Source organism: Azospirillum sp. Sh1 (assembly GCF_008365135.1).
Classification (GTDB): Bacteria; Pseudomonadota; Alphaproteobacteria; order Azospirillales; family Azospirillaceae; genus Azospirillum; species Azospirillum oryzae.
The window spans coordinates 77,488-90,271 of sequence record NZ_VTTK01000029.1; the positions used below are offsets into that span (position 1 = coordinate 77,488).

The 12,784-nt window shown below is 69.2% G+C and carries 15 protein-coding genes; 12 read left to right on the top strand and 3 right to left on the bottom strand.

What is annotated here, in order from left to right:
• The first annotated feature begins 10 nt into the window (after nucleotides 1-10).
• The 6 genes from FZ029_RS24170 to FZ029_RS24195 are packed head-to-tail and all read left to right on the top strand — an operon-like array spanning nucleotide 11 to nucleotide 5,278.
• Complete coding sequence (locus FZ029_RS24170; protein ID WP_149272275.1) at nucleotides 11-1,579, top strand: ABC transporter ATP-binding protein; 1,569 nt, start codon at nucleotides 11-13, stop codon at nucleotides 1,577-1,579.
• On the top strand, nucleotides 1,569-2,618 hold the full coding sequence (locus FZ029_RS24175) for an ABC transporter permease (RefSeq protein ID WP_149272276.1): 1,050 nt from the start codon (nucleotides 1,569-1,571) through the stop codon (nucleotides 2,616-2,618). Before FZ029_RS24170 ends, FZ029_RS24175 begins: the two co-directional genes overlap by 11 nt.
• 6 nt (nucleotides 2,619-2,624) lie before the next feature.
• Nucleotides 2,625-3,548 carry an ABC transporter permease gene (locus FZ029_RS24180; protein ID WP_188052037.1) on the top strand — a complete coding sequence of 308 codons (924 nt, stop codon included), beginning with the start codon at nucleotides 2,625-2,627 and terminating at the stop codon, nucleotides 3,546-3,548.
• Entirely contained in the window at nucleotides 3,548-4,828 is a 1,281-nt protein-coding gene (locus FZ029_RS24185) for an amidohydrolase family protein (protein WP_149272277.1), read from the top strand. The genes FZ029_RS24180 and FZ029_RS24185 overlap by 1 nt, the downstream gene beginning before the upstream one ends.
• Before the next feature lie 16 nt (nucleotides 4,829-4,844).
• A complete protein-coding gene (locus FZ029_RS24190; protein ID WP_149272278.1) occupies nucleotides 4,845-5,090 on the top strand; it encodes a DUF4258 domain-containing protein in 246 nt (81 codons plus the stop codon).
• A complete protein-coding gene (locus FZ029_RS24195; protein WP_149272279.1) occupies nucleotides 5,087-5,278 on the top strand; it encodes a DUF2283 domain-containing protein in 192 nt (63 codons plus the stop codon). Before FZ029_RS24190 ends, FZ029_RS24195 begins: the two co-directional genes overlap by 4 nt.
• A 64-nt stretch (nucleotides 5,279-5,342) precedes the next feature.
• Here the strand turns inward: FZ029_RS24195 and hisC are convergent, their stop codons facing one another.
• Nucleotides 5,343-6,434, bottom strand: coding sequence for a histidinol-phosphate transaminase (gene hisC / locus FZ029_RS24200; protein ID WP_149272280.1), 1,092 nt, complete (start codon nucleotides 6,432-6,434; stop codon nucleotides 5,343-5,345).
• 150 nt (nucleotides 6,435-6,584) lie between these two features.
• Nucleotides 6,585-7,478, bottom strand: coding sequence for a chorismate mutase (locus FZ029_RS24205; RefSeq protein WP_149272281.1), 894 nt, complete (start codon nucleotides 7,476-7,478; stop codon nucleotides 6,585-6,587).
• Between the two features lie 265 nt (nucleotides 7,479-7,743).
• Between FZ029_RS24205 and FZ029_RS24210 the strand changes: the two genes are divergently transcribed.
• From FZ029_RS24210 to FZ029_RS24225, 4 genes are all read left to right on the top strand, one after another.
• Complete coding sequence (locus FZ029_RS24210; RefSeq protein ID WP_348771137.1) at nucleotides 7,744-8,895, top strand: homoserine O-acetyltransferase; 1,152 nt, start codon at nucleotides 7,744-7,746, stop codon at nucleotides 8,893-8,895.
• A gap of 32 nt (nucleotides 8,896-8,927) precedes the next feature.
• Nucleotides 8,928-9,539, top strand: coding sequence for a methionine biosynthesis protein MetW (gene metW / locus FZ029_RS24215; protein WP_085083887.1), 612 nt, complete (start codon nucleotides 8,928-8,930; stop codon nucleotides 9,537-9,539).
• A gap of 77 nt (nucleotides 9,540-9,616) precedes the next feature.
• Nucleotides 9,617-9,871, top strand: coding sequence for a DUF3072 domain-containing protein (locus FZ029_RS24220; RefSeq protein WP_149272283.1), 255 nt, complete (start codon nucleotides 9,617-9,619; stop codon nucleotides 9,869-9,871).
• Nucleotides 9,872-9,989: 118 nt separating this feature from the next.
• Nucleotides 9,990-10,580 (top strand): PRC-barrel domain-containing protein, encoded by a 591-nt coding sequence (locus tag FZ029_RS24225; RefSeq protein WP_149272284.1) that lies wholly within the window; start codon nucleotides 9,990-9,992, stop codon nucleotides 10,578-10,580.
• 5 nt (nucleotides 10,581-10,585) lie between these two features.
• Here the strand turns inward: FZ029_RS24225 and FZ029_RS24230 are convergent, their stop codons facing one another.
• Nucleotides 10,586-12,019 (bottom strand): MFS transporter, encoded by a 1,434-nt coding sequence (locus tag FZ029_RS24230; RefSeq protein WP_149272285.1) that lies wholly within the window; start codon nucleotides 12,017-12,019, stop codon nucleotides 10,586-10,588.
• Between the two features lie 147 nt (nucleotides 12,020-12,166).
• Between FZ029_RS24230 and FZ029_RS24235 the strand changes: the two genes are divergently transcribed.
• On the top strand, nucleotides 12,167-12,352 hold the full coding sequence (locus FZ029_RS24235; RefSeq protein WP_149272286.1) for a hypothetical protein: 186 nt from the start codon (nucleotides 12,167-12,169) through the stop codon (nucleotides 12,350-12,352).
• Between the two features lie 3 nt (nucleotides 12,353-12,355).
• Nucleotides 12,356-12,553: a hypothetical protein gene (locus FZ029_RS24240; protein ID WP_149272287.1), complete on the top strand. Its 198-nt coding sequence runs from the start codon at nucleotides 12,356-12,358 to the stop codon at nucleotides 12,551-12,553.
• Nucleotides 12,554-12,784: the final 231 nt, after the last annotated feature.

The following is a 12,784-nucleotide window of genomic DNA, read 5'->3' on the forward strand; positions in this document are numbered from 1 at the left end:
CGCATCCCCGATGTCATCACCCGTGAAAGGCGGGCCGGAGGTCGTCCTCCGGCTCGCCGGCATCTCCAAGCGGTTCGGCCCGCTGCTCGCCAACGACGGCATCTCGCTGACGCTCCGCGCCGGCGAGGTGCTGGCCCTGCTGGGTGAGAATGGCGCCGGCAAGACCACCCTGATGAACATCCTCTTCGGCCATTACGTCGCCGACGAGGGGACCATCGAGGCGTTCGGCCGCCCCCTGCCGCCGGGCTCGCCCCGCGCCGCGCTGGAGGCCGGCATCGGCATGGTCCACCAGCATTTCACGTTGGCGGACAATCTGTCGGTGCTGGACAACATCGCGGTCGGGACCGAATCGCTGTGGCGCTTGCGCTCCGACCGGGGAGCCACCCGACGCCGACTGCTCGACCTTTCCCAGCGCTTCGGGCTGGAGGTGCGGCCGGACGCGCTGGTCGGTGACCTATCGGTCGGCGAGCGCCAGCGGGTGGAGATCCTGAAGGCGCTCTACCGCGACGCCCGCATCCTGATCCTGGACGAGCCGACCGCGGTGCTGACGCCGCAGGAATCGGCCGGGCTGTTCGAAACGCTGCGCCGGCTGACCGCCGACGGGCTGGCCGTCGTCTTCATCAGCCACAAGATGAACGAGGTCTTCGCCGCCAGCGACACCGTCGCCGTTCTGCGCGCCGGCAAGCTGGTCGCCACCCACGCCACCGCCTCCACCGACCGAGCCAAGCTGGCCGAGCTGATGGTCGGCCGCAGTGTCAAGCCGCCGGCCCCAACCCCGCTCAGCCCCGGCGAGCCGGTGCTGGAACTGGCGGGCGTCACCGTCGCATCGGACCATGGCCGTCCGCTGCTGGACGGGGTGGATCTGACGGTGCGGCGCCATCAGGTGGTCGGCATCGCCGGCGTGTCCGGCAACGGCCAGACCGCGCTGGCCGAACTGGTCAGCGGCCTGATCCGTCCCGACTCCGGCAGGCTGTCGCTGAAGGGCAGCGTGGTGGAGCATGGCGACCCCGCCGACATGGTCCGGCGCGGCGTCGCCCGCATCCCGGAGGACCGGCACAGCGCCGGTCTCGTCGGCGCCATGGCGGTGTGGGAGAACCTGATCGCCGAGCGCTATCACGATTCCGCCTTTTCCCGTTTCGGCGTGCTGCGACGCGCTGCGGCGCGGAGCTATGCCCGCAAGGTGATCGAGGAGTTCGACGTCCGCTGCCCCGGTCCCGATGCCCGCACGCAGCTGCTGTCGGGCGGCAACATGCAGAAGCTGATCCTGGGCCGGACGCTGGCCCATGGGCCGGACCTGATCCTGGCGAGCCAGCCGACGCGCGGGCTCGACATCGGCGCGGTGTCCTACGTCCACAGCCGCCTGCTCGACGCCCGTGCCGCCGGGGCCGGCATCCTGCTGATCTCCGAGGATCTGGACGAAATCCTGGCGCTGGCCGATTGCGTCACCGTCGCCTATCACGGGCGCCTCACCCCGCTTCTGCCGCATGACCGCGTGTCGGTCAGCCAACTCGGCCTGCTGATGGCCGGGCATTGGGACGTTTTGCGCGACATTCTGCCGGAGACTGTTGATGCGGCTTGAACCGCGCACCGATACCCCGTTCGCCCTGCGGCTGCTGGCGCCGGTGGGCGCCGTGGCGGCGGCGCTGGCGCTTTGCGCCCTGCTGGTCGCCTGGACCGGCGCCCCGGTCCTGCGCGCCTATGGGCTGCTGTTCGAGGGAGCGGTCGGTTCACGCTTCGCCCTGACCGAGACGCTGACCCGCGCCACCCCGCTGATCCTGACCGGGCTTGCCGCCGCCGTTGCCTTCCGCGCCAAGCTGTGGAACATCGGGGCGGAGGGCCAGCTCTACATGGGCGCTTTGGCCGCCGTGGTGGTCGGCGGCGGCATGCTCGACCTGCCGGCCTGGGCGCTGATCCCGCTGGCGATGTTCGCCGGCATGGCGGCGGGCGGCGTCACCCTGCTCGGCCCCGCCGTGCTGAAGGTCCGCTTCGGCGTCGACGAGGTGGTGACCACCCTCCTGCTGAACTTCGTCGTGCTGCTGCTGGTGTCGCTGCTGCTGGAAGGGGCCCTGAAGGACCCGATGGGCATGGGCTGGCCGCAGTCGGCACCGGTCGCCGAGGCGGCGGAACTGCCCAAGCTGGTGGCGCGCACCCGTCTGCATGCCGGGTTCGCCATCGCGCTCGGCCTGTCGGTCTTGCTGTGGCTGGTCGACACCCGCACCATCTGGGGCTACGAGAATCGCGCGGTCGGCGCCAACCCGCGCGCCGCCGCCTTCGCCGGCATGCCGGTGACGCGGATCATGCTGCGCACCGCCCTGCTGTCGGGCGGGCTGGCCGGGCTGGCCGGGGCGGCGGAGGTCTGCGGGCTGAAGGGCTACCTGACGCTCGACCTGTCGCCGGGCTTCGGCTACAGCGGCATCGTCGTCGCCATGCTGGCGCAGTTGCATCCGATCGGCGTGGTGGGAGCTGCGCTGTTCATCGCCGGCATCTTCGTCGGCGCCGACGCCATGAGCCGGGCCATGCCGGTTCCCAACTACATCGCCGACGTCCTGGTCGCCGCCAGCCTCTTGTGCATGCTGGTCGCCGGGCTGCTGGCGCGCTACCGGCTGCGGCGGGGGTAAGGGGCCATGGATTTCCTGTCGATCATCCTCGACATCCTGCTGTCGGCCGCCTTCTGGACCGCGGTGCTGCGCATCGCCACCCCCTATGTGCTGGGCACGCTGGGCGAACTGGTGTGCGAGCGGGCCGGCGTGCTGAACCTGGGCATCGAAGGCATCATGACGCTGGGCGCCATGGCCGGCTGGATGGCGGTCTACCAGGGGGCCGATCTGTGGACCGGCGTGCTGGTGGCGGCATCCTGCGGCGCACTGCTCGGCCTGCTGCATGCGGCGCTGACCGTGCCGCTCGGCCTGTCGCAGCATGTGACCGGCATCGGCGTGACCCTGCTGGGCACCAGCCTGTCCTATTTCGTCTATCGCCTCGTCCTGCCGCAGGCCAGCACCCCGCCGACCATCGAGCCGTTCCAGCCGCTCGCCCTGCCCGGCGCCCTGGCCCAGACGCCGCTGACCTACCTCGCCCTTCTTCTGGTCGCGGTCGTCGCCTATGTCCTCTACCGCACGCCGGTCGGGCTGGCGGTTCGGATGGTCGGCGAAAATCCGGCCGCTGCCGAGGCGCAAGGGCTGAACGTCACCGCCATCCGCGTCGGCGCGGTCATGGCGGGCAGCGCGCTGATGGCGCTGGCCGGCGCCTTCCTGACCCTGTCGGCCTTCAACGCCTTCTTCTTCAACATGGTCAACGGGCGCGGCTGGATCTGCATCGCGCTGGTGGTCTTCGCCTCCTGGCGGCCGGGCAAGGCGCTGCTGGGCGCCCTGCTGTTCGCGGTGTTCGACGCGCTGCAGCTGCGGCTGCAGCAGGCGAGCGGCGGCGTCCTGCCCTACCAGCTGTTCCTGATGATGCCCTATCTGCTGAGCATCCTGGCGCTGGTGCTGGTGGCCCGCCGGGCTTCCTACCCGCGCGCCCTGATGATCCCGTACCGCAAAGGAGAACGCTGATGTTCGACCTGATCCTGCGCCGCGCCACCCTGCCGGATGGCCGCACCGGCATCGACATCGGCGTCATGGACGGCCGCATCGCCGCGGTCGAAGCCAATCTGGCCGGCGAGGCCGCAACCGAAATCGACGCCACCGGCCGGCTGGTCACCCCGCCCTTCGTCGATTCCCATTTCCATATGGACAGCACGCTCAGCTACGGCCTGCCGCGCGTGAACCAGAGCGGCACCCTGCTGGAGGGCATCGCCCTGTGGGGCGAGCTGAAGCCCCAACTGGTGCAGGATGCCATCGTCGAGCGGGCGCTCGCCTACTGCGACTGGGCGGTCGGGCGCGGCCTGCTGGCGGTGCGCAGCCATGTCGACATCTGCGATCCGCGCCTGCTGGCGGTGGAAGCCCTGCTGGACGTCAAGAAGAGCGTCGCCCCCTACCTCGACCTGCAACTGGTCGCCTTCCCGCAGGACGGCGTTCTCCGCTCTCCGGGCACGGAGGAGCTGCTGCGGCGGGCGCTGGACATGGGCGTCGACGTGGTCGGCGGCATCCCGCATTTCGAGCGCACCATGGCCGACGGTGCCGCCTCGGTTCGGCTGCTCTGCGAGATCGCGGCAGAGCGCGGGCTGCTGGTCGACATGCATTGCGACGAGAGCGACGACCCGCTGTCCCGCCATGTCGAGACGCTGGCCTACGAGACGCAGCGGCTGGGGCTGCACGGCCGGGTGACGGGGTCGCACCTGACCTCCATGCATTCCATGGACAATTACTATGTCTCCAAGCTGATCCCGCTGATGGCGGAGGCCCGGCTGGGGGTGATCGCCAACCCGCTGATCAACATCGTCCTCCAGGGCCGCCACGACACCTACCCCAAGCGCCGCGGCATGACCCGCGTGCCGGAGCTGATGGCCGCCGGGCTGACCGTCGCCTTCGGCCATGATTGCGTGATGGACCCCTGGTATCCGCTGGGCTCCGGCGACATGCTGGAGGTAGCCCACATGGGGCTGCATGTCGGCCAGATGACCGGACAGGACGGCATCAAGGCCGCCTTCGACGCGGTGACGATCAACCCGGCCAAGCTGCTGCATCTGGACGGCTATGGGCTGGAGCCGGGCTGCAACGCCGATCTGGTGGTGCTCCAGGCCGGCAACCCGGTCGAGGCGATCCGCACCCGCGCCGCCCGCCTGTTCGTCCTGCGCCGCGGCCGCATCGTCAGCCGCTGCGAACCGGTGCAGGCGAGGCTCGACCTGCCGGGACGGCCGGAGACGGTCGATTTCCTGCTGAACCGGGGTTGAGAGCGAGAGCCCGCCGATGACGCTCAGCCTGACCGCCCATGCCCGCTTGACGATCCAGGAGCGAGGGTTGGCTCTGGGATGGGTCGAGCGCGCCATCGAATCTCCTGACCGGATCGAAGCCGATCCCAGCGGACCGGACGTATGGCGGTCGTTCAAGCTCATCCCGGAAGCCGGCAACCGGATCATCCGGGTTGTTCATCGACGGGACGGTGCGGATATACTGGTCATCACGGCCTTTCTCGACCGAGGAGCCAAGCTATGAACTCGCGATACGATCCCGAAGCCGACGCGCTGTTCGTGCGCTTTTCGGAGGGCACCATCATCGATTCCCAGGAGGTCGCTCCGGGCATCATTTTGGATTTCGACGATCAGAACCGGATTGTCGCACTCGAAGTGCTGAACGCCAAAGAGAAGATGGCGGCCGGCGCCCTTCCGATCGCCGCGGAATAAATGCTCAGCAAAAAGCCCGCCGGAACGGCCGTTCCGGCGGGCTTTTCCTTTCGATTGAAAGACCTTACGCCTTCAAGAAGTCCCGCAGCGCGTCGGCCACCGCGCGCATTTCCTGCTCGGTGCCGATGGTGACGCGCAGGCAGCTCGGCAGGCCGTAGGAGGGCATCTGGCGGACCAGGATGCCGCGGGCCTTCAGGAATTGGCGGGCAGCCTCGGCGTCGTCCTTGCCGGCGGGCTGGCCCTTGAAATCGACCAGCACGAAGTTGGTGACGCTGGGGTGAACCGTCAGGCCCAGGTCCCGCACGGTGGCGGAGAACCACTCGCGCCACTGCTCGTTGTGGCGGCGGGAGCGGTCGAGGAACTCGGCATCCTCCACCGCGGCGATGCCGGCGACATGGGCGGCGGTCGACACGTTGAAGGGACCGCGCACCCGGTTCAGCACGTCGACGATCCCGGCCGGGCCATAGCACCAGCCGATGCGCAGCGAGCCCAGCGCGAAGATCTTCGAAAAGGTGCGGGTCATCACCACGTTGGGGAACTTCTCCACCAGCTCCTCGCCGGCGGTGTAGTCGTCCTTGTTCATGTATTCGGCATAGGCCGCGTCGATGACCAGGATGACGTCCGCCGGCAGGCCGGCATGCAGCCGCGCCACCTCCGACGCCGGCAGGTAGGTGCCGGTCGGGTTGTTGGGGTTGGCGAGGAAGACCAGACGGGTGCGCGGAGTGACGCGGGCCAGCAGGTTGTCGACGCTGGCGGTCAGCCCGTCCTCCGGCGCGGTCACCGGGGTGGCGCCCACCGACTTGGCGCCGATCGGGTACATCAGGAAGCCGTACTGCGAATACAGCACCTCGTCGCCCGGCCCGGCATAGGAGCGGATCAGCAGGCTGATGATCTCGTCGGACCCGGCGCCGCAGACGATGCGGTCGGCATCCAGGTTGAAGCGCTTGGCGATGGCGCCGCGCAGGGCCGCCGAGGCGCCGTCCGGATAGCGATGCAGGGTGGACGCCGCCGCCGTATAGGCCTCCATCGCCTTCGGGCTCGGCCCCAGCGCCCCTTCGTTGGAGGCGAGACGGATATGACCCTGATGCTCGCCGCCGACATAGGCGGCGATGTCGAGAATCCCCGGACGCGGCTGCGGGCCGTTCGGCTGGGTCATGGTCTGCTTACCTTCCGACTGAATGGGATGGGTTTGGGTGGGATGGGTTGGAACAGGATGGAACAGTTCCGGCGTCGGTGTTCCATCCCGGAAAATGGGGGAGCAGGATATGGCAGGAACCGCCCCGGCGGCTCGCCCCAAAAGCGCGCATCAGCCCAGATGCAGCGGCACGGCATAGCCGCCGACGACGTTGACCCGCACCGGGATGTCGCCCGACCGTTCCAGCAGCTTGGCAAGGCGGGGGTCGGCCTGTCCGACGAAGTCGGCGATCTCGACCAGATGGACCGACGGGCCGCCGCCGCTCATCCCGGTGGCATGGCCGGCCGGGTGCCAGGTGCAGAAACCGACCGGCGGCAGGCCGCAGGCCTCCAGCAGATCCTTCAGCCGGCCGCGGCTGAGGTCGCCGCCGATCTCGATGCTCAGCAGCGTGCGGTCGTCGCCGGTCGGCTCGTGCGGGACGGCGGCGATGGCCAGCGCGTCGCGATTCTCGCCGCGGGCATTGCCGCGCCCGCCGAAGGGCAGACGCGCCACCACCTGCGGCCGGCCGGCGTCGGCCGACACCAGGAAGCGCCACCAGGGGTCCGAATCGTCTTCGGCCGGATAGGGCACCACGGCGACGGTCGCCGTCCCCTCCGACACGGCGCGGAGCGCGGCGGCGGGGGTGTTGACGGCGGTCATCGGCACGAAGCCGCCGAAATGGTCGCGGGCGACGTCCCAGAAACCGCGGCGATCCTCCGGCGCATAGACGGCGACGGCGAAGGGGCCCTGCATGCGGGTAAAGGCGGTGATCATCTCGCGCCAGATGCGCACCACGACCTGGGCGGGGAAGGAACCGGCATGGCGGGCGATCAGGCGGCGCAGGATCGTCGCCTCCCGCGCCGGGCGCAGGATGACCGGCTGCGTGCCGTTTTCGGCCGCGCCATTGCCCTTGGCCGCCCCGATGCGTTCCACCACGGCGGCGCGGCGCATCAGCAGGTCATGGATCGCGTCGTCGATCTGGTCGATCTCGCGGCGCAAATCGTCGAGCGGGGTCCGGGCGGCCATGGGTCAGAAAACCATCGAATGCAAAGCCGGTTAGTAGTAGTCCGCATGCGCCCTGAAATCAAAGAAAACATTGACACTCCGAAGGCCGGCTTCGTAGCTATACCCTCCCGTTCCGCCACAGCTCTCCGAGGGCTTCCGCCAAGGCGCCGCAAGGCTGGAAATCCCGAAGGCCAGAACCGCTTCCAAGGCACGAAACGACATGTCCGCGCCCCCCACCGCGCAGCAGCCCCCTCTGGTCACCCCCACGGTCGCCGACAGCCCGGAGATGCCGGGCAAGCGCGTGCGTCTGGCGGTGGACCGGCCGATGCGGCTGGACAGTGGGGTGGAGATCGGCGGCTTCCAGATCGCCTACCAGACCTACGGCACGCTGAACGCCGACAAATCCAACGCGATCATGATCTGCCACGCCCTGACCGGCGACCATTTCGTGGTGGAGAAGCACCCCGTCACCGGCAAGCCCGGCTGGTGGGAGATGCTGGTCGGTCCCGGCAAGCCGGTGGACACCGACCGCTATTTCGTCATCTGCTCCAACGTGCTGGGCGGCTGCCTGGGCAGCACCGGGCCGAAGGACATCGACCCCGCCACCGGCAAGCCCTATGGCCTGTCCTTCCCGGTGGTGACCATCGGCGACATGGTGCGGGCGCAGAAGCTTCTGGTCGAGCATCTCGGCATCGAGAAGCTGTTCTGCGTCGTCGGCGGCTCCATGGGCGGCATGCAGGTGCTGCAATGGGCGGTGGCCTATCCCGAATCGGTGTTCGCCGCGGTGCCCATCGCCACCGCCGCCCGCCATTCGGCGCAGAACATCGCCTTCCACGAGGTCGGGCGCCAGGCGATCATGGCCGACCCGAACTGGCGCGGCGGCAATTATCTGCTGGAAGGCACCAAGCCGGAGGCCGGTCTGGCCGTCGCCCGCATGGCCGCCCACATCACCTACCTGTCGGAAGCGGCGCTGCACCGCAAGTTCGGCCGCAACCTGCAGGATCGCAAGGCGGTCACCTACGGCTTCGACGCCGATTTCCAGGTGGAAAGCTACCTGCGCTACCAGGGGGCGGCCTTCGTCGAGCGGTTCGACGCCAACTCCTACCTCTACATCACGCGGGCGATGGATTATTTCGACCTCGCCGCCGATGCCGGGGGCACGCTGGCCAACGCCTTCCGTCCGGGGGGCAAGACGACGCCGGTGCGCTTCTGCCTCGCCAGCTTCTCCAGCGACTGGCTGTTCCCGACCTCGGAATCGCGGGCCATCGTGCATGCGCTGAACGCCGTCGCCGCCAATGTCAGCTTCGTGGAGATCGAGACCGACAAGGGCCACGACGCCTTCCTGCTGGACGAGCCGGAGTTCCATCAGGTCATCCACGGCTTCCTGGAGGGCTGCGCCGAGCATCGCGGCCTGTCCGCCCGCCGCCGCGCGCGCTGATTGGCATTGGGATTGGGACTGGACGACCGACCATGGTGGACATTCGCGACGACCTGAAGCTGATCGCCGAGATGGTGGAGCCGAACAGCCGCGTGCTGGACGTCGGCTGCGGAGACGGCGCCCTGCTGGACTATCTGTCCCACGCCAAGAACGTCGACGGGCGCGGCATCGAACTCAGCATGGACGGCGTGCGGCAATGCGTGGCGCACGGCCTGTCGGTGATCCAGGGCGATGCCGAGACCGACCTGAAGGACTATCCGGCCGGCGCCTTCGACTACGTCATCCTGGGCCAGACCCTGCAGGCGATGCGGCAGCCGCGCGACGTGCTGCAGATGATGTGCCGCATCGGCCGCCGCGCCATCGTGTCGGTCCCCAATTTCGGTTACTGGCGGGTGCGGTTGCAGCTGATGCTGACCGGCCGCATGCCGGTGACGGAGAAGCTGGGCTATCAGTGGTGGGAAACGCCCAACATCCATTTCTGCACGTTGCGCGACTTCGTCGTCCTGACGGAGGAGATGGGCATCACCATCGAGCAGACCCGCATCATCGACCGCGCCGGCCGGGTGACCAGCCACGCCCATTCCGGCCTCGCCAACCTGTTGGGCGAACAAGGCGTCTTCCTGCTGCGCGGCAACGGCGGCTGACGGATCTCCGATAAAGGCGGGAACTTCCCGCCTTCACGCTTGTTCATGGTACGTTCCTTTTTTATGAGGCACGGATCATGACCAGCAAGCACACCGACGACCGCCGGACCCATTCCGAGCACGAGAATCCGAAGACCGGCGAAGACCACTCCAACCGCGACAAGAACCCCGACGACTGGACCACCGGCGACGAGCCGATGACCGGCGCCCAGGCGTCCTACCTGAAGACGCTGAGCGAGGAAGCCGGCGAGTCCTTCGAAGACGGGTTGTCCAAGGCGGAAGCATCCAAGCGGATCGACGCCCTTCAGGACAAGACCGGGCGCGGGAAGTGACGGGAAATCCCCTCTCCCCCGGGGAGAGGGAGTTTTCCGCGAAGCTCCGCCGGCAACCCCAGGGCATGTTCCGCTGTTAACCAGGGCGATACCGAATCCGAACGGAAGGGTCGCCCTTATGCTCCGCCCCCTGTTGCTCCTGCCGGCCGCGGCGCTGCTGCTGACCGGCACCGCCATTGCCCAGACCACTCCGGCGCCGGGCGCCAGCGCCTCGCCGCCGCTGATGACCGCGCCGCGGCCGGACGATCAGCCGGCGACCGGAGCGATCACCTCTCCGACGGGGGTTGGTGGCGAGGCTCCCTCCCATGAGGTGCAGAACCCCGCGCCGCCGGTGGGGCCATCACAGACGGGATCAGGGCAAGCGTCGCCGCCGGTGGCGGCCCTGCCGCCGGCAGCGCTCAACCCCGATCAGGCGCGGGCGATGGTGGGGAATGAATTGCGCACCAATGACGGCCAGCCGGCCGGCCGCATCCTCGACTTCACCATGGACCAGACCGGCGACCGGGTGGACCGCATCGTCGTGGCGCCGAACGAGGTGCTGGGGCTTGGCGAGAAGCTGGTGGCTCTGCCGGCCGACATGCTGGGCAATGGTCCGACAGGTCCGGTGCTGAACATCGGGCAGGCGGACTTCGCCAAGGCGCCGACCTTCGCTTATGGCGACGAGCCGACGCTGACCCGACCCGAAACCCAGCAGCCCGACAAGGAATAAGCCGGTCAGGCGGCGGCCGGGCGGCGGCGGAAGATGCCGGTCAGGCAGGCGACGAGGCACAGCCCGGCCCCCAGCCACAGCACGACGACGCTGCCGTCCGCCTTGCCGATGGCGGTGAAGACCAGACCGACCGTGGCGGCACCCAGCGTCTGGCCCAGCAGCCGGCCGGTCGCCTGGATGCCGCTGGCACCGCCGCTGCGCTCCTTCGGCGCGCTGCTGACCAGCACCTTGTTGTTCGGGGTCTGGAACAGGCCGAAGCCGAAGCCGGCCAGCGCCATCCGCCAGACCATATCCAGCGTCGACGGATCGGGCGGCAGCAGCGCCATCAGGGCAAGACCGGTGGCGAACAGCGCCAGCCCGGCTGCCGCCAGCCGCGTCGGCTCGTAGCGGTCGGCCAGCCGGCCGGAGATCGGGGCGACCAGCGCCACCATCAGCGGCCAGGGCGTCATCAGCAGCCCGGATTCGGCCAGCGAGCGGTGCAGCACGTCCTCGAAGAAGAAGGGCATGGCGACGAAGACGATGTTCTGCGCTGCAAAGGAGCAGACCGAGGTCACCACCGACAGGGCGAAGACCGGCCGGCGCAGCAGATCCACCGGCAGCAGCGGTGCGGCCTGCGCCAGCTCGCGCCGCACCAGCGTCGTGCCGAGCACCAGCGCCGCCGCCAGTTCCACCGCGACCTGCCAGGTGGGCTGGCTGCCGTCCACCCCCTTGAAGCCGACGATCAGCAGGCCGAGCGTGGCGGCGTTCAGCGCCGCGCTCAGCCAGTCGAAGCGGTGCCCGGCCGGATTGGACACCGGCATCGCCCGCGCCGCCACCACCAACGCCGCCAGCCCCAGCGGCACATTGACCGCGAAAAGCCAGGGCCAGGACGCCACCGACAGGATCAGCGCCGCGAGGCTCGGTCCCGCCGCCGAGGACACCGCGACGATCATCGCGTTGTAGCCGACGCCGCGCCCGAGATGGGTGGAGGGGTAGATGTGGCGGACCAGCGCCAGATTGACGCTCATGATCCCGGCGCCGCCGATGCCCTGCAACACGCGGGCGGCGGTCAGAACCGGCAGGTTCGGCGACAGCGCGCAGGCCAGCGAGGCCACGGTGAAGACCGCCAGACCGAACCAGTAGACCTTGCGGTAGCCGATGATGTCGCCCAGCGAGGCCAGAGGGAACAGCGAGACGGTGACCGCCAGCTGATAGGCGTTGACCACCCAGATCGCGCCGGCGGCATCGACCGCGAATTCTCGCTGGATCGTCGGCAGGGCGATGTTGGCGACCACCCCGTCCAGCACCGCCATGATCAGCGCGACGGTCATCGCCGCCATCGCCCAATAGCGCTGCGGGGTCGGCAGCCCGTCCGACACCGCGACGGGCGGCTTGCGGACTGCGGATGCTGCGGAGGCGAGGGACTGGGCGGGCAGGTCTGGCATGGTGGAGGCCAGCATAGAGGCCGATCCACGCTGTGCGGTCGCAGCAATTTCGCATGAAAGCAATGCGACAGCCGAGCGCGCGGGTGGGTCTCTATCCGACCGGAACCCCTTCCCCACCCTCCTGTTGGAAGGGAAAGCGAGCCAACAGGAAGGAGCGCCATCATGACCAAGCACATTCCGCCCGTCCCGCCCCAGGGCCGCAGCGACAAGGGTCCCGGCGAGCCGGCGACCGGCACGTCGACGGAGGTTGAAGCCGGCAAGCGCGACGTTCCGAACCCCAAGGAACAGGGCCAGACCGCCAACACCCGGCAGAACACCACCCACCAGGGCTATCAGCAGGATCGGTGAGGCATGAGCAAGCATAGTGACGCGACCGACCGCCACCATGGCGGTCCCGGCAGCAGCCGGCAGAACGCCGACAAGCCGGCGCCGGCACCGGAAAAGCACCCGCGTCCGGGCGAACCCACCAACACCCGCCACTCCGGCACGTCCGGCGGCGGTGGCGAACGCGACATCCACCACACGCACGACCCGAAGACGAAGCGGTAAGTAACACCCTCTCATCACCGGGATCTCCCCCTCTCCCCCCCGGGGAGAGGGTCGGGGTGAGGGGGGTGCATGGGGTGGATTTATTGGGTACCGGGACTGCGCATCCCTTGAAGAGCCACGCCGCGCGTCCCCCCCCCCCCCACCCCCCCCCCCCCGGGGGGGGGGGGGGGGGGGGGGGGGGGGGGGGGGGCCGCCCCCCCCCCCCCCCCAACAGACCCCCGCGCCCCGCCG

What these genes read in the sequence shown, in the direction of transcription:
- FZ029_RS24210 (WP_348771137.1), top strand. Translation starts at nt 7,744, where the DNA reads ATGCCGGGCAAGCGCGTGCGTCTGGCGGTGGACCGGCCGATGCGGCTG.
- metW (WP_085083887.1), top strand. Translation starts at nt 8,928, where the DNA reads ATGGTGGACATTCGCGACGACCTGAAGCTGATCGCCGAGATGGTGGAG.
- FZ029_RS24220 (WP_149272283.1), top strand. Translation starts at nt 9,617, where the DNA reads ATGACCAGCAAGCACACCGACGACCGCCGGACCCATTCCGAGCACGAG.
- FZ029_RS24175 (WP_149272276.1), top strand. Translation starts at nt 1,569, where the DNA reads ATGCGGCTTGAACCGCGCACCGATACCCCGTTCGCCCTGCGGCTGCTG.
- FZ029_RS24205 (WP_149272281.1), bottom strand. Translation starts at nt 7,478, where the DNA reads ATGGCCGCCCGGACCCCGCTCGACGATTTGCGCCGCGAGATCGACCAG.
- FZ029_RS24190 (WP_149272278.1), top strand. Translation starts at nt 4,845, where the DNA reads ATGACGCTCAGCCTGACCGCCCATGCCCGCTTGACGATCCAGGAGCGA.
- FZ029_RS24185 (WP_149272277.1), top strand. Translation starts at nt 3,548, where the DNA reads ATGTTCGACCTGATCCTGCGCCGCGCCACCCTGCCGGATGGCCGCACC.
- hisC (WP_149272280.1), bottom strand. Translation starts at nt 6,434, where the DNA reads ATGACCCAGCCGAACGGCCCGCAGCCGCGTCCGGGGATTCTCGACATC.
- FZ029_RS24170 (WP_149272275.1), top strand. Translation starts at nt 11, where the DNA reads ATGTCATCACCCGTGAAAGGCGGGCCGGAGGTCGTCCTCCGGCTCGCC.
- FZ029_RS24225 (WP_149272284.1), top strand. Translation starts at nt 9,990, where the DNA reads ATGCTCCGCCCCCTGTTGCTCCTGCCGGCCGCGGCGCTGCTGCTGACC.
- FZ029_RS24180 (WP_188052037.1), top strand. Translation starts at nt 2,625, where the DNA reads ATGGATTTCCTGTCGATCATCCTCGACATCCTGCTGTCGGCCGCCTTC.
- FZ029_RS24240 (WP_149272287.1), top strand. Translation starts at nt 12,356, where the DNA reads ATGAGCAAGCATAGTGACGCGACCGACCGCCACCATGGCGGTCCCGGC.
- FZ029_RS24195 (WP_149272279.1), top strand. Translation starts at nt 5,087, where the DNA reads ATGAACTCGCGATACGATCCCGAAGCCGACGCGCTGTTCGTGCGCTTT.
- FZ029_RS24230 (WP_149272285.1), bottom strand. Translation starts at nt 12,019, where the DNA reads ATGCTGGCCTCCACCATGCCAGACCTGCCCGCCCAGTCCCTCGCCTCC.
- FZ029_RS24235 (WP_149272286.1), top strand. Translation starts at nt 12,167, where the DNA reads ATGACCAAGCACATTCCGCCCGTCCCGCCCCAGGGCCGCAGCGACAAG.